This is a genomic window from Thiobacillus sp., from assembly GCF_018780105.1.
Lineage (GTDB): Bacteria > Pseudomonadota > Gammaproteobacteria > Burkholderiales > Thiobacillaceae > Thiobacillus.
Genome location: NZ_JADMKC010000056.1, coordinates 1 through 18,288, shown reverse-complemented (window position 1 = coordinate 18,288; position 18,288 = coordinate 1). Strand labels below are relative to the sequence as shown.

The 18,288-nt window shown below is 62.7% G+C and carries 17 protein-coding genes; 6 read left to right on the top strand and 11 right to left on the bottom strand.

Going from position 1 to position 18,288, the window contains the following annotated elements; all coding sequences use genetic code 11:
- From IV098_RS15650 to IV098_RS15625, 6 genes are all read left to right on the top strand, one after another.
- On the top strand, nucleotides 1-1,251 hold a 1,251-nt coding region (locus tag IV098_RS15650), incomplete at its 5' end, for an iron ABC transporter permease (RefSeq protein WP_296890752.1).
- Complete coding sequence (locus tag IV098_RS15645) at nucleotides 1,244-2,311, top strand: ABC transporter ATP-binding protein (protein WP_296890750.1); 1,068 nt, start codon at nucleotides 1,244-1,246, stop codon at nucleotides 2,309-2,311. The genes IV098_RS15650 and IV098_RS15645, both read left to right, overlap by 8 nt.
- A 12-nt stretch (nucleotides 2,312-2,323) precedes the next feature.
- On the top strand, nucleotides 2,324-4,900 hold the full coding sequence (locus IV098_RS15640) for an ATP-binding protein (RefSeq protein ID WP_296890747.1): 2,577 nt from the start codon (nucleotides 2,324-2,326) through the stop codon (nucleotides 4,898-4,900).
- Nucleotides 4,901-5,005: 105 nt separating this feature from the next.
- Nucleotides 5,006-5,725 (top strand): DUF302 domain-containing protein, encoded by a 720-nt coding sequence (locus IV098_RS15635; protein ID WP_296890745.1) that lies wholly within the window; start codon nucleotides 5,006-5,008, stop codon nucleotides 5,723-5,725.
- A 10-nt stretch (nucleotides 5,726-5,735) separates the two neighbouring features.
- Complete coding sequence (locus IV098_RS15630; RefSeq protein WP_296890743.1) at nucleotides 5,736-6,770, top strand: hypothetical protein; 1,035 nt, start codon at nucleotides 5,736-5,738, stop codon at nucleotides 6,768-6,770.
- Nucleotides 6,771-6,942: 172 nt separating this feature from the next.
- Nucleotides 6,943-7,527, top strand: coding sequence for a nitroreductase family protein (locus IV098_RS15625; RefSeq protein WP_296890741.1), 585 nt, complete (start codon nucleotides 6,943-6,945; stop codon nucleotides 7,525-7,527).
- A gap of 54 nt (nucleotides 7,528-7,581) precedes the next feature.
- On the opposite strand, the gene ccmI is transcribed toward IV098_RS15625, so the two are convergent.
- From ccmI to IV098_RS16365, 11 genes are all read right to left on the bottom strand, one after another.
- Entirely contained in the window at nucleotides 7,582-8,880 is a 1,299-nt protein-coding gene (gene ccmI / locus IV098_RS15620) for a c-type cytochrome biogenesis protein CcmI (protein WP_296890739.1), read from the bottom strand.
- The gene (locus tag IV098_RS15615; RefSeq protein ID WP_296890737.1) at nucleotides 8,877-9,353 is read right to left on the bottom strand and encodes a cytochrome c-type biogenesis protein; all 477 of its coding nucleotides are present in this window, start codon (nucleotides 9,351-9,353) and stop codon (nucleotides 8,877-8,879) included. The genes ccmI and IV098_RS15615 overlap by 4 nt, the downstream gene beginning before the upstream one ends.
- Nucleotides 9,343-9,873, bottom strand: coding sequence for a DsbE family thiol:disulfide interchange protein (locus tag IV098_RS15610; RefSeq protein WP_296890734.1), 531 nt, complete (start codon nucleotides 9,871-9,873; stop codon nucleotides 9,343-9,345). The genes IV098_RS15615 and IV098_RS15610 overlap by 11 nt, the downstream gene beginning before the upstream one ends.
- The gene (locus tag IV098_RS15605) at nucleotides 9,870-11,855 is read right to left on the bottom strand and encodes a heme lyase CcmF/NrfE family subunit (RefSeq protein WP_296890731.1); all 1,986 of its coding nucleotides are present in this window, start codon (nucleotides 11,853-11,855) and stop codon (nucleotides 9,870-9,872) included. The genes IV098_RS15610 and IV098_RS15605 overlap by 4 nt, the downstream gene beginning before the upstream one ends.
- Nucleotides 11,852-12,325, bottom strand: coding sequence for a cytochrome c maturation protein CcmE (gene ccmE / locus IV098_RS15600; RefSeq protein ID WP_296890728.1), 474 nt, complete (start codon nucleotides 12,323-12,325; stop codon nucleotides 11,852-11,854). Before ccmE ends, IV098_RS15605 begins: the two co-directional genes overlap by 4 nt.
- Nucleotides 12,309-12,503 carry a heme exporter protein CcmD gene (gene ccmD, locus IV098_RS15595; RefSeq protein WP_296890724.1) on the bottom strand — a complete coding sequence of 65 codons (195 nt, stop codon included), beginning with the start codon at nucleotides 12,501-12,503 and terminating at the stop codon, nucleotides 12,309-12,311. The genes ccmE and ccmD overlap by 17 nt, the downstream gene beginning before the upstream one ends.
- Complete coding sequence (ccmC, locus tag IV098_RS15590; RefSeq protein ID WP_296890721.1) at nucleotides 12,500-13,237, bottom strand: heme ABC transporter permease CcmC; 738 nt, start codon at nucleotides 13,235-13,237, stop codon at nucleotides 12,500-12,502. Before ccmC ends, ccmD begins: the two co-directional genes overlap by 4 nt.
- A 39-nt stretch (nucleotides 13,238-13,276) precedes the next feature.
- Nucleotides 13,277-13,942, bottom strand: a complete 666-nt coding sequence (ccmB, locus tag IV098_RS15585; protein WP_296890754.1) for a heme exporter protein CcmB — start codon at nucleotides 13,940-13,942, stop codon at nucleotides 13,277-13,279.
- A gap of 16 nt (nucleotides 13,943-13,958) precedes the next feature.
- Nucleotides 13,959-14,579: a cytochrome c biogenesis heme-transporting ATPase CcmA gene (ccmA, locus tag IV098_RS15580; protein WP_296890718.1), complete on the bottom strand. Its 621-nt coding sequence runs from the start codon at nucleotides 14,577-14,579 to the stop codon at nucleotides 13,959-13,961.
- 24 nt (nucleotides 14,580-14,603) lie between these two features.
- Entirely contained in the window at nucleotides 14,604-17,033 is a 2,430-nt protein-coding gene (locus tag IV098_RS15575) for a hypothetical protein (protein ID WP_296890716.1), read from the bottom strand.
- Nucleotides 17,034-17,124: 91 nt separating this feature from the next.
- A complete protein-coding gene (locus IV098_RS16365; RefSeq protein WP_367114193.1) occupies nucleotides 17,125-17,469 on the bottom strand; it encodes a cytochrome c3 family protein in 345 nt (114 codons plus the stop codon).
- Nucleotides 17,470-18,288: the final 819 nt, after the last annotated feature.

Sequence of the window (18,288 nt, the reverse complement as noted above, 5' to 3'; positions counted from 1 at the left end):
GGCTGGGGCATCACCGGCCTGCCGGAAATCCGCTCGCGCGGCGGCGTCATTCTGGTGATGTCGCTGGCGCTCTATCCCTATGTGTATCTGATCGCGAAGAATGCGTTTGCGACGCAGGGCGCGATCGCGCTGGAAGCGGCGCAGTCGCTCGGCCTCTCGCGCACCCAGGGCTTTTTCCGGGTGGCGCTGCCGATGGCCCGACCATGGATCGCCGCCGGCCTGATGCTGGCGCTGATGGAAACGCTGGCCGATTTCGGCACCATGGCGATCTTCAACTACGACACCTTCACCACCGCCATCTACAAGGCGTGGTACAGCCTGTTTTCACTTGCTGCTGCGGCGCAGCTCGCCTCCATCCTGATCCTGTTCGTGCTGGTTGCCGTGGTGTTCGAACAACGCTCGCGCACGCAGATGCGCTACGGCGCGGTGGGACGCAGCGCCGCCTCGCGCCGCATCAAGCTGACGCCTGGCCTGGCCACGCTCGCGTTCGCTTACGCGGCCATGGTGCTGGCCATCGCCTTCATCATCCCGGTAACGCAGCTGGCGCTGTGGACGCGCGACGTCATCGCCGCCGATCTCGACAGCCGTTACTGGGGCTTTGCCTGGCACTCGGTGCTGCTGGCCGGCATCGGCGCGCTGATGGTGGTGGCGGTGGCGCTGCTGCTGGCCTACGCCGGCCGCCAGCGCCCCGGCCCCGCGATGATGTGGACGCAACGCCTGGCCACGCTCGGCTACGCTTTCCCCGGCGCGGTATTGGCCGTAGGCCTGTTCATCCCGGTGGCGGCGCTCGACAACTGGCTGATCGACAGCGGCCGCGCCTGGTTCGGTTTCGACGGCACCGAAATCCTCAAGGGCACGCTGCTGGTGATGCTGCTGGCCTATCTGGTGCGCTTTCTCGCGGTGGGCTTCGGCCCCATCGACAGCGGCCTGCACCGCATCAGCCGCAACATCGACGAGGCGGCGAAAAATCTCGGCACCCACACCGCCGGCCTGCTGGTGCGGGTGCACCTGCCGATGCTGCGCGCGAGCCTGCTGACCGCGGCCGCGCTCACCTTCGTCGACATCATGAAGGAAATGCCGATCACCCTGATGACCCGACCGTTCGGCTGGGACACCCTGGCCATCCGCGTGTTCGAGATGACCTCGGAAGGCGAATGGGAACGCGCGGCGCTGCCGTCGCTCGCCATTGTCATCGCCGGTATGATCCCCATCATTCTGCTGACCTGGCGCGGAGGAAATTCCCATGGCTGAACTGGCGCTCGACTCGGTTTCGCAGTCGTACGGCAACCGGCAAATCATCGCCGACCTCACCTTCACCCTGCCCGAAGGCGCGATCGGCTGCCTGCTCGGCCCATCGGGCTGCGGCAAGACCACGGCGCTGCGCTGCATTTCCGGCTTCGAGCCGATCGAGAGCGGTGAAATCCGCATCGGCGGCGAAACCGTCAGCCGCCCCGGCTGGATGCTGGCTGCCGAAAAACGCCGTGTCGGCATGGTGTTCCAGGATTACGCCCTGTTTCCGCATCTGACGGTAGCGAACAACGTCGGCTTCGGCCTGCGCGATGTCACGAAGGAAGCCAGGCAGGCGCGCATCGCCGAGCTGCTCGAACTGGTGGGCCTGGCCGGCCACGCCAACCAGTTCCCGCACCAGCTCTCCGGCGGCCAGCAGCAGCGCGTGGCGCTCGCCCGGGCGCTGGCGCCGCGCCCAAAGCTGATCCTGATGGACGAGCCCTTCTCCAACCTCGACGTCGAACTGCGCGAACGGCTGTCGCTCGAAGTGCGCGACATCCTCAAGCGCGAAGCCACCACCGCGCTCATCGTCACCCACGACCAGCACGAAGCCTTTTCCATGGCCGACTGGGTCGGCGTCATGCACCAGGGCCGCATCCAGCAGTGGGACACGCCCTACAACCTGTATCACGAGCCGGCCAACCGCTTCGTCGCCGATTTCGTCGGCCAGGGTGCGCTGGTCACCGGCGAGGTCATCAACGACCACCAGGTGGAAATCGAGCTCGGCGTGCTGAACGGCCATATCCCGGTCGAATGCGACGCCAGCGGCTGCGACGAATGCGTGCGCAGCTGCCACGTCGATGTGCTGCTGCGGCCGGACGACATCGTGCACGACGACGACAGCCTGCTGCTGGCCGAGGTCGAGAACAAGGCCTTCCGCGGCGCCGAATTCCTCTACACGCTGAAATTGCCGAGCGGCCAGCGCGCGCTGTCGCTTGTGCCCTCGCACCACAACCACGCCATCGGCGAAAAGATCGGCATCAAGCTGGCAGTCGATCACGTCGTCGCCTTCCGGCAGGAATAATGCAGCTATCCGATGGGAACGCCTGAGCACTCGACCCAGCCCGCCACCGGGCAAGTCACTGCTACTCCGCTACGCGGCCTGCTGTTCAACGTCGGGCTCGGTTTCACCGTCGCCCTGCTGCTGATGCTGGTGGTGATCGGGCTGGGCGTCACCCAGATGGCGCAGCTCAACAGCGAGCTGGCCAACGTGGTCACCGTCAACAACCTCAAGACCCGCCTTGCTTCGCGCATGCGCGACACCCTGCGCGATCGTGCGGTGCTGATGCACACCATCGTGGTGTCGACCGATCCGTGGGAAAAAAACCAGCTATTCGAACAATTCATCGAATACGGCGAACGCTACGTCAAGGATCGCAACCAGCTATCCAGCATTCTGCAAACGCCGGAGGAACGCCGGCTGATGGCTGAACTGGACGACACCACCGCCAGCAACCAGCCGGCCGTTTTCAACGTCGTCGAAGCCGCGCTCGCCGACAACAATTACGCCGCCTTGCGCCAGTTGCAGCTGGAAGTCATTCCCCTGCAGAATCAGCTGGTGGAAGCGCTCGACAACATGACCAGCCTGCAGCGCGAGGAAAACGAAGCCGCGCTCGCGCAAACCTACGCTGCCTACCAGGCCACCCGCAAGCTGATGCTGGTGCTGGGTATTCTGGCCACGCTGCTTGCCACGCTGGTCGCCGTGCTGGTCGGCCGCCATTTGCTGAAACAGACCCGGCAGCTGGAAACCGAACGCCTCAAATACCAGACCCTGTTCGAAACCAACTCCGACGCCGTCGTCATCCTCAACGACAAGGTATTCACCGACTGCAACCCGGCCACGCTCGCCCTGTTCGGCATGGATTCGGTCAGCGACTTTCTGCGCACGCCGATCCAGCAGCTTGGCACCACCATGCAGGCCGATGGCGCCACCGCGAAAGACCATGCCATGCGTTTCATCAAACTGGCAAACGAACAGGGACATGCGGTGATGGACTGGCAGGGGCGGCGCCAGGACGGCTCGGTGTTCTCCGCCGAAATCGCCCTGCACGCGATGCAGCTGGAAGGCAAGCCGGTGATCCAGGCCATCATGCGTGATGTCTCGGAGCGCCGCGCGGCCGAAGCCGCCAAGGAGGCCGCGCGCGAGGCCGCATTGAAAATGGCCAAGTCCAAATCCGAATTCGTCGCCAACGTCAGCCACGAAATCCGCACCCCGATGCACGGCATTCTCGGCATGAGCAGCCTGCTGCTGAAAACCCCGCTCGACGGCCAGCAGCGCGAGTACACCGCTACCCTTAAGAGCTCGGCGGAAAGCCTGCTCGTCATCATCAACGACATCCTCGACTTCTCCAAAATCGAGGCCGGCAAACTGGAAATCGAACAGGTGGCGTTCTCGCCGGTGGCACTGGTGCAGGGCGTGGTCGCCCTGTTCCAGGCGCGCGCGCTGGAAAAAAATCTCAACCTCAAGCTCACCCTGCCTGCTACCGCGCCCGCCGCCCTGCTCGGCGACCCCACCCGCATCCGCCAGATCCTGCTCAATCTGGTCGACAACGCCATCAAGTTCACCCATGCCGGCGAAATCGAGCTGACGGTCAATTTTGAAGCGGTCGACGGGCTGATCGATTGCCGCTTCACCGTGCAGGACCACGGCATCGGGATGAGTACCGAAACCCAGAGCCGGTTGTTCCAGGCATTCTCGCAAGCCGATTCGTCGACCACCCGGCGCTTCGGCGGCACCGGGCTCGGGCTCGCAGTGAGCAGCCAGCTGGCACAGCTGATGGCGGGCCAGCTCAGCGTCGAAAGCACCCCGGGGCAAGGCAGCCGCTTCGCCCTCGCGCTAAAGCTGGCGCCGACAACCCTACCCCTGGCCGAGCTGCCCGCGCCCACCCTGCTCCAGTTGCAGGGGCGCATCCTGGTAGCCGAGGACCATCCGGTCAACCAGAAAGTCCTGGCCCACCAGCTCGATGCCATGGGCTTGCAGCATGTCATCGCCGCCAGCGGAACCGAGGTGCTGCAACGCCTGGCAGCCGAGGATTTCGACTTGGTGCTGATGGACTGGCAGATGCCGGAAATGGACGGCCTGGAGGCCACCCGGCGGATTCGCCAGTTGCCGGGCGACACCAGCCGCATCCCCATCGTCGCACTCACCGCCAATGCCAACACCGATTTCCGCGCGATCTGCCTGGCCGCAGGCGCGAACGATTACCTGGCCAAGCCCTATACCGAATCCGCGCTGGGCGCACTGCTGACGCAGTGGCTGCCGCGCGGCGATGCGCTTATCAAGGCCAGCGCGCCAGCCACTTCACCGCTGCTCGACCTGTCTGCCCTCCACGCCCGCTACCCCGGTAATCCCGCGCTGGTGAAAGATCTGGCCAGCCTGTTTGTCAGCACCACCGAAGCCAGCCTGAGCGTGCTCAAACAGGGCATCGAGCAAGCCGACCTCGTTACCTGCCGCAAGGAAGCGCACGCGCTCAAGGGGGCTGCCGCCAGCGTCACTGCCCGTGCGATTCAGGACGCAGCCACACGCATCGAAGCCTGCCTGCGCGACAGTGATTTCGCCTGTGCCGCGCGCGAACTCGCCGCACTGGAATCGACTTTCCGTGCGGGTGCCTGAAGCGTGTTGACGCCCGCGCCTGATCCAATTGACGCAAGCGCCATCTCTAATTGACGCATGCGTTCGGGCGCGTACGATAGACCCACCTTACGCAGGAGACCCATCATGAAGCGCCTTGTTTTGTTCGCCTTCGCCGGGATGTGCTGCCTGTCGGCCATGGCCACCGAGCCTTCCGCACCCGCAGGTCACGCCGGCCAGCCTGAGCTTGCGGCAAACGGCTGGATCGACCCCACCCAGACCCCCTACGGCCCCGTGATCGTGCAGCAGGCCGCGCCGCCGCCCTACCGCGACTACCAGATGAACCGCATCCTCACCCCCGAGGAAAAAAAACACTGGCAGCAGCTGGCCATGCCGGTGACGACCCACATGGCGCAAATGGACGCGCGTGAAACGGTCAACCATTTCGTCGTCAAGTACAAAGCCAAGCCCGGCATCACGTTCGACGAAGTGGTCGAATCGATGATGCTGCGCGCCAACCAGGTCAACCTGAAACTCGTCGGCAAAAACCTGATGTCGAAAGACTTCAAGGCCGTTCTGAATGACAACGCCGCACCGCGCATCGAAGTCTTCAGCTTCTGCGACATCGTCGTCGGCCGCGACATGCTGCGGGTGATTCCCGAAATGGTGGTATTCATGCCCTGCCGCATCGCCGTGATGGAAGACGCCGACAAAAATATCTGGGTGCTGACGCTGGACTGGGACGTGACCGGCATCGATCTGGCCGGCAAGCAACTGAACATCACGCCGGAACTGCGCGAGGGCGCGCTCGCCATTCGCGGCAAACTCGACAGCGTGATGCGGGCAGGCGCCAACGGCGAACTCTGACCACGCCCGCATGCCGGCCACGCTTCCACCCTTCAGTTCCGCGCCTGCGCTCGAATCCGCCTTCGCCGACCGCCTCACCGCGATGCTGGAAAGCCACCGTGGCCTCGGCGTCTATATCCTGGTGCTGGCCAACGCCGCCTACGACGCCGGCCTGTGGACGCAACTCGGCCCCGCCCTGGCGGCACGCCACACCGAACTCGCCGATGCCCTCACCGCAGCCTTGCGGCAAGGCCGCAAGCTGACCGAGCCGGACGACGACATCCTGGTGTTTCTCAAACTGCACGCCATCGGATTTGCCCATCTGCAAACCCTGCAAAGCCGCCGCGCCGGACCTTGGGAGATGCTGTTCAATCCCATCCGCGCCCTGCGCCCGCCGCGCACCAGCGGACTGCGATTCGACCGCCTGCTGTGCCCGTTCAATCCAGACGGCTTTCACTTCAACCGGCCGTTTCTGGCCAAGGAAATATTCTGGGAAGGCGAACTGGCCGGCAAGCCCGCGCGCATTCTCTACAACAAATTCCCGTTCGCCCGCCTGCATGGCCTGCTGGTGCCGGAACCCCTGCGCCAACTGCCGCAATACCTGAGCCCCGAACTGCACGGGTGGGCATGGGAACTCTGCGCACAATCCGACGTACCCGGACTCTGTCTCGGCTACAACAGCTATGGCGCAGGCGCATCGGTCAACCACCTACACTTCCAGAGCTTCGTGCAGGCCAGCCCGTTGCCGGTGCAGGATGCCCGCTTCGCCCACAACGGCGGTGACATCGCCTACCCCCTGCCCTGCCAGCGTTTCAGCGATCCGGCCGCCGCCTGGTTCCAGCTCGACCAGCTGCACCAGCACAACATTCCCTATAACCTGATCTACAGCCAGAACGGCCTGCACCTCATCCCGCGCGTCCCGCAAGACAGCAGCCGGTTGAACGCCCAGTGCAGCGGCTATGGCTGGAGCGAAATGGCGGGGGTCGTCACCCTGTTCGGCCGCGACACTTTCGAGGCACTGAATGCACAGGCATTCGAGATCGAACTGGCGGGTTTCGCCCTGTAGTCCTGTAAATCGTTGAAGCCATCCCGGCGTGTCCTAATTCCATTTCCAGATAGAAAAGATCGCGAAGGCAAGCCGCAGACAGTGCTGTAGCACGGCAAGGTGAAGCCGACAAAGAGATTTTCTATCTGGAAATGGAATAAGCTGAGCAAATGCTTCTCTGGAGAATGCCGCGATGCCCAGCCTGCTCGATGCCATCCAACAGCGCTACGCCTGCCGCCAGTTCGTCGCCGGGCAGATCGTCAGCGCCAGCGAACTCCGTGTGGTACGCGAAGCCGGCCGACTCGCGCCGTCGGCATTCGGCCTCGAACCCTGGCGATTCATCAGCGTGACGGACGCGACGGAGCGAGCGGCCATCGCCCGCGCCTGCTACGACCAGCCCGCTGCCGCCACAGCCGCCGCCTGCATCGTCATTGTCGCCCTGGTCGACGCGCTCGACCCGGATTCGGATTACGTGCGCGCACGTTTCGAAGCCGAAGCACGCGGCCAGGATACGGCGTCAATTTATGAATCCTATCGGGCGCTCCATCATGCGGAAGACGCGTCCGCCTGGGCCCGGGGCCAGTGCAACTTCGCCGCCGCACACATGCTGCTGCAGGCGACCCATCTGGGCCTGGGCAGTTGCCCGATCGGCGGTTTCGACGAAACCGCACTCAGGGCCGCGTTGGGCATTTCATCGGGCGAGTCCCCTGCCCTGGTGATTGCCCTGGGTCGGTGTGCTTATGCAGCGCCGCCGCGGATCCGCAAGGATTTTGATTGAAACCGAAAGTCTTCCACAACCCACAAGGCAGACAACTCAAATAACGGAAACCATTCAGGGAATGACCCGGTCGATGCTGATCTGGAGATTCCGGGTTCCCGGCTTGAGCGGGCCGACGCTGCCTTCCAGGTCGCCGCTTTGGGCGCTGGCGTTGCCGCTTTTTGAAATACGGGCAACCACCATAACCGCAGGAAACGCCGACAGTTTCATGCCTGGCGCCATGGCGCTGGAATCATCCAGGCTGAAGCGGGCAGGCAGTTCGCCGGCTTTCAACTGCAGGATAGCCAGCGGCATGCGCGGGCCCTTTTCAGCCCGGGCAAAGATGAACACCGTATCCCCGGGCGCTACCTTGGCCGCCAGCGCGGGTGCCAGTTTGACCTCGCCACCGACCTCCCCCCCAGCGACAGCGGCGGGGGCAGCCGCTTCCACTGCTGCGGGCATGATGGTCGGCAGCGCGGCGGTCGGGGTGCGTCCTTCAGCCAGGGCACGCGCTTCATCCAGACTGGCTTGCAGCGATTGGGTGAATTCCGAATCGGCGGGTGCCGCCTGCACCACTTTTTCCCAGTACCCGATCGCGCCCTTGTAGTCCTTGCGGTCAAAGGCGGCGGTGCCCATCAGCGCCAGCGCCTTGAGGTTGGTGGGGTCGATTTTCAGGGCACGCTGAAGCAAGGCCAGCGGCCCGCCTTCGAGCGACTGTCCCTGCGACATCGCCAGTGCATCGGCATGGTCGGTCAGCAGTTGCGCATCGGGTGGCAGCAGTTTTTCGGCGCGGGCATAGGCGTCGGCCGCTTCGGCAAAGCGGCCCAGCACGTTGTAGGAACGCGCCAGCATGGCCCAGCCCGCCCCATCGTCCGGCTTGTCTTTCAGGCTGGCCGCAAGTTTCTCGGCCATGGCCCGGATGCTGTCAAAGGAGGTGCTATGCGGGCTGCCGTCCTGCGCGCTGGCAGGCGCGGCGGTCGCATCCTGCGTGGGCGACGCCAGCGGTGCGATGGCCTCGGGCGTGCCGACCTTGAGATACAGGCCCACGGCGGCGACCGGAATCAGCACGGCCAGCGCAACCGGTGCCCAGCGGCCGCGCCCGGACGGCGCCGGGGTGCTGTCGTTGACCGCAGCCAGGGTGTCTTCCAGGGCGCGCTTTTCCAGTTCACGCCGACCGACCGTGTGCTGCTCCGTGCTGATCGTGCCATTGGCCAGATCAGCATCGAGTTCGTTAAGCTGGTCACGGTAGATCACCACGTTGGCCTGCGCGCGCGACGTCTTGTCATCCTCGCTGCGCTGCTTCACCAGCGCGGGCAGCACAAAGGCCAGCCCCAGGGCGATGAGTACGCCCATCACAATCAAAAATCCGGTCATGTTGTTTCCTTGGTTGAGTCGGTATGTAGCAGGGATTCCGCCAGTGCCTGATCGTCATGGCTCAATTCCGGGTCGGCGCCGGCATGCCGCCGGCGGCGCAGATTGAAAACCAGAATGCCGCCGCCCACTGCCAATAACAGGAAGGGACCGATCCAGAGCACCAGCGTCGTGTTCTTGACGGGCGGGCGATACAGCACGAAGTCGCCATAGCGGGCGACCATGAAATCCTTGATCTCGGCATCGCTCATGCCGGTCTGGATTTTTTCGCGGATTTCGTTGCGCAGATCGACCGCCAGCTCGGCATTGGAGTCGGCAATGGTCTGGTTCTGACACACCAAGCAGCGCAATTCACTGGAGAGTTTCACCAGCCGCGCTTCGGCAACGGGATCGGCCGCGACCGGTGCGGCTTCTTTGGCGAACGCCGAGGTGAGCATCGCTGCGAACAGCAGCGGGAATACGAATTTAAGCAGCATTGAGTTTTTTCACCAGCGGAAGAATCGTATCGCGCAGAACCTCGGGCGTGATCGGCCCGATCTGCTTGTGGCGGATGATCCCGGCCTTGTCGATGACAAAGGTTTCCGGCACGCCGTATACGCCGAATTCGATGCCTGTCCGGCCATCGGCGTCGGACACGCTGGTCACGTAAGGGTTGCCCAGATTATCCAGCCAGCGGCGCGCATCGTCCGGCTGATCCTTGTAATCCAGCCCGACGATCGGCACCGCGCGGGTTTTGGCGAATTCGACCAGAACCGGGTGCTCCTCGCGGCAGCCGCCACACCACGACGCCCACACATTGAGCAGCCAGACCTGGCCGCGCATGTCTTCGGAAGTCATCAGCCTTGAAGGGGTGTCGAGGGTTTGCAGGCGGAACACCGGCGCGGGCTTGTCGATCAACGGCGAAGGCACTTCGTGCGGATCGAGCTTGAGACCCACGCCCAAAAAAACCAGCATGGCGATGAACACCGCCAAGGGAATCAGATACCAGGCTTTCATGCCGCCTCCGCAACCGGTGCCACAGCAATCGCGGCCTGCTGAACCTTGCGACGGCCCAGACGGTAGCGACGGTCGGACAGCGCCAGCGCGCCACCCAGCGCCATGATCAAGCAACCGCCCCAGATCCAGTCGACGAAGGGTTTGACATACACGCGCACCACCCAGGCGCCGTCCCCGACCGGCTCGCCCAGCGAAACATACAGGTCGCGGGTGAAACCGGTATTGATGGCCGCCTCGGTCATCGGCATCTGCGTGGCGGAGTAGATGCGTTTTTCCGGTTCCAGGGTGCGCTCCAACTGGCCGTTTTTCAGCACCTCGATATTGCCTCGTGAAGCCGTGTAGTTGGGGCCGGGCGTTTCGGTCACGCCCTTAAATACGAATTGATGGGCGCCGATGGTAACCGTGTCGCCCACTTCCATGCGCACGTCCTTCTCGATCTGATAGCCCTTGACCAGCGTCACGCCGACGATGAACACGCCGACGCCCAAGTGCGCCAGCAACATGCCGTAATAGCTGCGCGACTGGCTACCGAAGCGCTGGCGCAGCGTGGCAGCTGCAACCGGTTTGACCCGGTTCCATAGATTGAGCGCGGTGGTGGTGAACACCCACAGCGCGAGCAGCAAGCCAAAACTGACCATGGGCGACCACGATCCCAACGCGAACGGCAGCAGCAAGGCGCTGACCAGACTGACGCCGAATGCCCAGCGCAATCGCACCGCCAGTTCCGGCAGGCTGGCCGCTTTCCAGCGCGCCAGCGGGCCGACGCCCATGAGGAAAATGGCGGGTGCCATGAGCGGGGCAAACACGTTATCGAAATAAGGCGGGCCAACCGAAATCTTGCCCAATCCCAGCGCGTCGAGCACCAACGGATACAGGGTGCCCAGCAGCACCGAACCGGCGGCCACGACCAGAATCACGTTGTTGGCGAGCAGCATGGATTCGCGCGACACCAGATCGAAGCGCCCGCCCAACCCGACCTTGGCGGCGCGCCAGGCGAATAGCGTGAGCGACCCACCGGTCACGATCGCCAGGAAAATCAGGATGAAGATGCCGCGCTTGGGGTCGGTAGCGAAGGCATGGACAGACGTCAGCACGCCGGATCGCACCAGGAAGGTACCCAGCAGCGACAGCGAAAAGGCGATGATGGCGAGCAGCACGGTCCAGTTCTTGAAGCTGCCGCGCTTCTCGGTCACGGCGAGCGAATGGATCAGTGCAGTGCCGACCAGCCACGGCATGAAGGACGCGTTTTCCACCGGATCCCAGAACCACCAGCCACCCCAGCCCAGTTCGTAATACGCCCAGACGCTGCCGAGTGCGATGCCGACGGTGAGGAACACCCAGGCCACCAGCGTCCACGGCCGCGACCAGCGCGCCCAGGCTGCATCCAGATTGCCGCCCAGCAGCGCGGCGATGGCAAAGGCAAAGGCCACGGAGAAGCCCACATAGCCCATGTAGAGCATGGGTGGATGGAAGATCATGCCGGGATCCTGCAGCAGCGGGTTGAGGTCGCGGCCGTCGAGTGCGGCGGGCAGCAGACGATCAAACGGGTTGGACGTCAGCAGCATAAACAGCAGAAAGCCGACGCTGATGAAGCCCATCACGCCCAGAATGCGCGCCACCATTTCACGCGGCAGATGACGGCTGAACAACGACACCGCGACCATCCACAGCGTGAGCATGAACACCCACAGCAGCACCGAGCCTTCGTGGCCGCCCCACACTGCAGCCAGCCGGTAATGCAGCGGCAGCATGGAATTGGAATTGCTGGCGACATACAGCACGGAAAAATCGTTGACCGCAAAGGAATACGCCAGGCACACCATGGCCAGGGTGATGAATACGAATAGCCCTTGCGCAGCGGGGCGCGCCAGCGCCATCCAGGGTGCAATGCCGCGCTGCGCGCCAACGATGGGAAGCACCGCCAGCGCAATGGCGATCAGCAGCGCGACGATGAGGGCGAAGTGGCCGATTTCAGGAATCATTTGGGTTTGTTTTCCGTAGCCATGACCAGCGATTTGCCGGTGCTTTCACCCGAGGCCTGGGCGCGCTTGAGCGCTTCGGCGGCCTCGGGTGGCATGTAGTTTTCGTCGTGCTTGGCCAGCACTTCACTGGCCTGGAACACGCCTTTGGCGTCCAGTTCACCCTGGGCGACCACGCCTTTTCCTTCCTTGAACAAGTCAGGCAGGATGCCGGTAAAGACCACGGGGATGGATTGGGCAGTATCGGTCACGGTGAAGTGCACGGTCACGCCTTCGCGTTTCACACTCCCCGCCACCACCAGCCCGCCGATGCGCAGACCGCGGCCGGTAGGCGCTTCGTGGTTAGCGATCTGGCTCGGCGTGAAAAAAAACACCAGGTTGCTGCGAAAGGCATTCAGTACCAGGGTGGCGGCCAGGCCGACCGCAGCCAGCCCGGCGGCAATCAGCGCCATGCGTTTATGTCGTGGTTTCATGCTTCGTCTGCTCGGACAGGATTTTTTGGACTTGGCGGGCTTTCTCTACAGTCCGCCGACGTGCGCGCAACATCAAAATTTCGGCGCCGATAAGCGCGGCCGTGACCAGGTAAGAGCCCCAGACATAGAAGCCATAGCCGCCCATGGCAATGAAGTCATCCAGACTTTTCCAGATCATGCCGGCTCTCCCAGATTGGCAATCCATTCGGCCTGCTGCTCGCGCTCCAGGATGATGCAGCGCACCCGCGCCAATGCTGCGGCGATGCTGTACATCCAGCAGGCCAGCGCCATGACCAGCATGCCCAGCAGCATGGTGGCGGCCATCTTGGGCGCCATGGTCATGCTGACCGACGCGCCCTGATGCAGTGTATTCCACCATTTGACCGAGAAATAAATGATCGGCACGTTGACCACGCCGACCAGCGCCAGCACCGCGCTGGCGCGGTCGGCGCGGCGCGGGTCGTCGATCGCGGCGTGTAGCGCCATGAACCCCATGTACAGAAACAGCAGGATCAACTCGGAGGTCAGCCGGGCATCCCATACCCACCACGCGCCCCAGGTGGGCTTGCCCCAGAGCGCACCCGTCCACAGTGCGATGAAGGTGAACAGCGCGCCGGTCGGCGCCAGCGCGCTGGCCATCATCGACGACAGACGTGTATTGAAAATCAGCCCGGCCGCTGCCCAGCCCGCCATCACGATATAAATGAACATCGACATCCAGGCTGCGGGCACATGGATAAAAATGATGCGGTACGACTCGCCCTGCTGGAAATCCGTAGGGGCGACAAAAAAGCTGAGGTAGAGACCGGCCACGGTAAGCCCGGCCGCAGCCAGCGCGAACCACGGGATCAGTTTGCCCGCCAGCGGATAAAACGTGGCGGGCGCGGCATATTTAAACCAGTTCAACTTCATACGTATGAAAACTCCAGGTAAACCATCAGGGCAGCCCCCTCATTCCAGCGATATCCGCAGCGCCGCCGCGGTCGCCCAGGGTGCCAACACCATGCCCAGCAGCAGCAACGCACCGAGGATGGACAGATGGCCTCCAGCCTCCATCCCCATGGCGCTGGCATCCACCGCGCCGGCACCGAAGATCAGCACCGGCACATACAACGGCAGCACCAGCAGCGAGATCAGCACCCCGCCGCCGCGCACCCCTACCGTCAGCGCCGCGCCAATCGCGCCGATCAGGCTCAGTAACGGGGTGCCCAGCAGCAGCGCCAGCAGCAGGGTGACCATCGCCTCGCGCGGCAAGTCGAATTGCAATGCGATCACCGGTGAAATCAGTACCAGCGGCAGACCCGACACCAGCCAGTGCGCCACGACCTTGCCGATCACGACCAGAGTAAGCGGTTCCGGCGCCAGCACCAGTTGTTCCAGGCTGCCGTCCGCATAATCCTCGGCGAACAGCCGACCCAGGGACAGCATGGAAGCCAGCAATGCGCCCACCCACAGAATCCCGGGCGCCATGACACGCAGCAGTTTGGGATCCGGTCCCACACCCAGCGGAAACAGGCTGGCGACAATAACGAAAAAGAACAGCGTGGTTGCGACATCGGCACGCCGCCGCATGGCGAGCAGCAGATCGCGAAAAACCACGTAACGCAGGGTTTGCATCATCTCCCCCGCGTCCTCAAGCGTCTAACCGCAGCGTCCGGGTATCGGCCGCCTGGATATCCACATCCTGATGGGTGGTCAGGGCAATCATGCCACCCTGTGCCAGATGGTTTTCCATGATGTGCTGCATGTCAGCGACCGCACGGGTGTCCAGGGCATTGAAGGGTTCGTCCAGCAACCAGAGGGTGCGTGGGTGCGCAAGCCTGAGCCGGGCCAGGGCGACGCGGCGGCGCTGGCCCTGCGACAGGAATTTGACCGGCAAGTGCTCGCGCCCCGCCAGTCCGCTTCCCTGCAAGGCTTCGACTCCCGCCTCGCGGCTGATCGACTGCCCGGCCAGTTGCGCGGCGATGCGCAGGTTTTCCAGTGCGCTGAAATCTTCCTTCAGGCCATTGGCATGGCCGATATACGTCAGCTCGCGCCGGTAATCCTCGCCCAGCCTCTGGATCGGCTCACCCCGCCAGTGCACTGTGCCGGCCATCGCCTGGGTCAGCCCGCACAGGGTACGCAGCAGCGTGGTCTTGCCGCTGCCGTTGCTGCCCTGTACCCAGATCAGCCCGCCAGGCATCAGCTTGAACGAAACACCGCCAAACAGGCGGCGCTCCCCGCGCAAACAGCCCAAATCAATTACTTCAAGCACACGGTGTCCCTGGCGACCCAATATTCAGATGTCCCAGCGGTAACCCGCATAGAAGAAGTGCTGCTGGCTGACATCACTGCTGCCCGGGCTGGTTGTTTTGCTATGTTCATAGGTGTAATCGGCCTCAAGGGACAAGCTGCCTTTCAATTGATAGATCAAATGGAATTCAGGCGTCCAGCGGCTCAAGTCAGTAGCGGGGTCGGTTTGCTGCTGGTAGTACTTCAGGGAGGGTTCCAGCGTCCATGCGCCGATCCGGGTCGTGTTGTTGAAGGCAAAGAGTTCACCGTGGTAGGTATCGCCCTGGTTCAGGGACAGGGTGAACACGTTGACGTCATTATCCCTCAGGAGGCCGGACCCGATAGCCCGCAGGGAATACGTGTAAATATTCCCGGTGGCGGGTGTAGGCGGAAGCACCGTGCCATCGTCCAGGGTCTGACCAGGCAGCGCGCCGGTATTGGTCAAGTTGACATCCCCGCCCACCTGCCAGTTTTCATTCAGCGGTGTGAGAAACCCAACCGCATACTGCTCGGTGATGGCACTGACGTCTTCCGCCCACTGCCGAATCTGCTCTTCTGAACTGGTTGCCAGCAATTGCTTGATACTGGTTGGCACCGGCGACATGGCAGTCACCGCGCTGTTATACAAGGCATTGGACGTGGCGAGTGAAGGCGCACGGCGCTGCTCAAACGTAAAGCTCAAGGAACTTCCGCCCTCGGTCTGCCAGCTGCCCGTCAGGGCACCAATATTCAGCGCGTCATAGCTCACGTCGTAATCAATGAGCGCATTGATGGCGGTACCACGCGCGTCGAAGTAGTACCCCAACTCCATCCCCACGGCACGCCGATCCAGAATGCCATCCCCGGTCTGATTGATGAAATAGGTTTTTCCGTGCAGGCGTTCAGTCAGTTCGTCCGCATCCAGGCTCATACCCCAGAAGTTTCGATCGGTTTCCAGCGCCGGAAACTCAACCGGCAAACCGGCCACTGCATTGATACGCCACTTGGGCGCAAAGGAATAGCCGACCTGCGCGCCATCGAAGCGTCCGAGCACCCCGCCAGACGTACCGGTCTGACGTCCAATGCTGGAGCTGAATCCGTTTTCCAGACCTTTGTAGCTGTAGTAGGCGGCCAGAACGCGATTCCGGTTGGGGCGCGTATCCAGAAAGCTGATCACGTTGTCATCCCGAAAAACCAGCTTCTGGTCCGCATCCGCATTGCGGTAGCGGCCCGTGAGGTCGAGATTACTCCTCAATTCCGATTGGTCGGTGGTGGATAGCGTCGATGTAACAGGTGTGGTCGGCGTATCAAAAGCGGTTTGCGTCTGCGTGCTGCCGCCGTAATAAAACTGGGAAAAGCTACCGGAAACGGTTTTGATGACAGTCTCATCCCTGCGTTTTGCCTTGGGGGCACCCGGTGCGGGCACTGCCAGTTGCGCCAACTGCTGCCGCACCCGATCTGCACCCGCTCCGTCCGGGAACTGCTTCAGATAGATCTCGTATTCAGCTTTGGCCTTGGCCAGTTCACCATTGCGCTCCCGGGCCAGTCCGATCAGTTCCTGCGCTTCCTGCGAATTCTTGTTCGGCGGCAACAACAATACCTGGTTGAATCCAGTGATGGCCAGTTCGTAATTTGCCGCCTTCAGCGCTTCCTGCGCTTTGGCCATGAGCGAAGCCGAATGATCTTCCACTTCAGGCAACGGCGCCTCGGGCAAGCCAAAAGTGGGCTCAGCCCGCCCAGAGGCGGCCTTGAGCGTCTCCTCTCTGCGCTTGAGCAGATCGATTACGTCGACTTCCGGAAATTGGGCGACCAGCTTGGCACGGACCTGTTCCGCCTGTTCGGGCGTAGCAAAGTAGCCCAGGTTCAACTCATACAGGGGCCGGCCATCCCGGGTTTGCTGGGAAGTGAAAACCTCGTAATCCTGAAACTCCCGCGGGATCACTCTGCCCAGTTCGCTTTTGGATTCGGTCTTCAATAGGGTCAATGCATAGCGTTTGCCAACCAAACCCGTTTGATGCTTGATGAGTTTGTCGCCAAACATGATGTCTATGCTGCGTCCGTTCGTCCCGGCCCGCACTTTCATATTTGCAGGAATTTTGTCGGTGCCGATTTGCAGACTCAGCTTGTTTACCTTGCCCACTTGCGGAGAAAGGGTTGCCGTAATGCCGGGAAGCCGTTCAAAGGGTTTTGTCTTGCGCGATTCAACCGATTTGTTTTCCACCTGGTCATCGCTTTGCACAATCCGGAAATACACCAGGACGGTATTGCTCTTCCCGACTGGAACTGCGCGTAGAAACTGGATCCTGGCATTGAACTGCACCCGAATGAGGTTCTCGTAGTTATCGGGTTGAACCTGCATTTCGCCCAGGACTTCAGCCTCCGCGTTGAGCGGGTTGATCGCCAGAATGCAGCAGCCGATCAGCGCCGCCGCCAGCCGATTGTTGAATGCAAAATACATAGCTTATTCCGTCATTAATTCAAAAGATTGCCTGGAACCCTGGTCTGGCAAACGCATCCCGGCAGTTTTTCCGCTTGGCCATCCAGTCGGCTTAATCCCATCTGACATAGGCCACCCCCTTATTCCCCAAGGGGCGGTGGCAGCCGGACTGGGAACAGTCGGTTGCAGTTCTGGATTCGTGCGTCACGCTCTTCTTCTCCATGCTGCCGAGGTAACTGGTGCCACTGGCATGACAGGATTTGCATCCGGTCACAATGTTGTTGTGATTCATCCTGGCCGACCAACTGGACGTGCTGGTGTGACATGTTTTGCAGTCTCCACCGCCTACCAGGGCTGTCGGGATGTGATTGGTCGGCTTGGCTTCCGCCCCCGCCGCCACATAAGCGCCACCGTGGCACGACTCGCAGGTCGCGCTGACAACTGCAGTGTGGTTCATGGTCACGGTCGTCCACGGCACGCTCGTCCGGTGGCAAGAGTCACAGGCAGCCGTGGTGGGGATGTGCCCCCCCGGCTTGCCGGTCGCGGTGGTTCCGTTATGGCAGGTCGAGCAGGTGCCCGGCGCTACGCCGGTGTGGCTGAAGGTGGCGGGCGTCCAACTCGTTGTCCGGTGGCATGTATCACACGTCTGGGTCGTGGGGATGTGACTGGTCGGTTTGCCGGTCGCAGTGGTTCCGTTGTGGCAGGTCGAGCAAGTCCCCGGCGCAACGCCAGTGTGGCTGAAAGTAGCAGGCGTCCAGCCCGACGTCCGGTGGCATGTATCGCACGCCTGGGTCGTGGGGATGTGGCTGGTCGGTTTGCCGGTAGCCGTCGTTCCGTTGTGGCAGGTCGAGCAGGTCCCCGGTGCTACGCCAGTGTGGCTGAAGGTGGCAGGCGTCCAGCCCGACGTCCGGTGACAGCTGTCACAGGCCGCTGTGGTCGGGAGGTGACTGGTCGGCTTGCCGGTTGCGGTGGTTCCGTTATGGCAAGTCGAGCAAGTGCCCGGCGCAATGCCAGTGTGGCTGAAAGTGGCAGGGGTCCAGGCCGACGTCCGGTGGCATGTATCACACGCCTGGGTCGTGGGGATGTGGCTGGTCGGTTTGCCTGTTGCCGTCGTTCCGTTGTGGCAGGTCGAGCAGGTGCCCGGCGCAACGCCGGTGTGGCTGAAGGTGGCAGGTGTCCAGGCCGACGTCCGGTGACAGCTGTCGCAGGCCGCCGTGGTCGGGAGGTGGCTGGTCGGCTTGCCGGTCGCAGTGGTTCCGTTATGGCAGGTCGAGCA

Coding starts and splice junctions, on each gene's coding strand:
- IV098_RS15645 (WP_296890750.1), top strand. CDS start 1,244: ATGGCTGAACTGGCGCTCGACTCGGTTTCGCAGTCGTACGGCAACCGG.
- IV098_RS15640 (WP_296890747.1), top strand. CDS start 2,324: ATGGGAACGCCTGAGCACTCGACCCAGCCCGCCACCGGGCAAGTCACT.
- IV098_RS15635 (WP_296890745.1), top strand. CDS start 5,006: ATGAAGCGCCTTGTTTTGTTCGCCTTCGCCGGGATGTGCTGCCTGTCG.
- IV098_RS15630 (WP_296890743.1), top strand. CDS start 5,736: ATGCCGGCCACGCTTCCACCCTTCAGTTCCGCGCCTGCGCTCGAATCC.
- IV098_RS15625 (WP_296890741.1), top strand. CDS start 6,943: ATGCCCAGCCTGCTCGATGCCATCCAACAGCGCTACGCCTGCCGCCAG.
- ccmI (WP_296890739.1), bottom strand. CDS start 8,880: ATGACCGGATTTTTGATTGTGATGGGCGTACTCATCGCCCTGGGGCTG.
- IV098_RS15615 (WP_296890737.1), bottom strand. CDS start 9,353: ATGCTGCTTAAATTCGTATTCCCGCTGCTGTTCGCAGCGATGCTCACC.
- IV098_RS15610 (WP_296890734.1), bottom strand. CDS start 9,873: ATGAAAGCCTGGTATCTGATTCCCTTGGCGGTGTTCATCGCCATGCTG.
- IV098_RS15605 (WP_296890731.1), bottom strand. CDS start 11,855: ATGATTCCTGAAATCGGCCACTTCGCCCTCATCGTCGCGCTGCTGATC.
- ccmE (WP_296890728.1), bottom strand. CDS start 12,325: ATGAAACCACGACATAAACGCATGGCGCTGATTGCCGCCGGGCTGGCT.
- ccmD (WP_296890724.1), bottom strand. CDS start 12,503: ATGATCTGGAAAAGTCTGGATGACTTCATTGCCATGGGCGGCTATGGC.
- ccmC (WP_296890721.1), bottom strand. CDS start 13,237: ATGAAGTTGAACTGGTTTAAATATGCCGCGCCCGCCACGTTTTATCCG.
- ccmB (WP_296890754.1), bottom strand. CDS start 13,942: ATGCAAACCCTGCGTTACGTGGTTTTTCGCGATCTGCTGCTCGCCATG.
- IV098_RS15575 (WP_296890716.1), bottom strand. CDS start 17,033: ATGTATTTTGCATTCAACAATCGGCTGGCGGCGGCGCTGATCGGCTGC.
- IV098_RS16365 (WP_367114193.1), bottom strand. CDS start 17,469: ATGAACCACACTGCAGTTGTCAGCGCGACCTGCGAGTCGTGCCACGGT.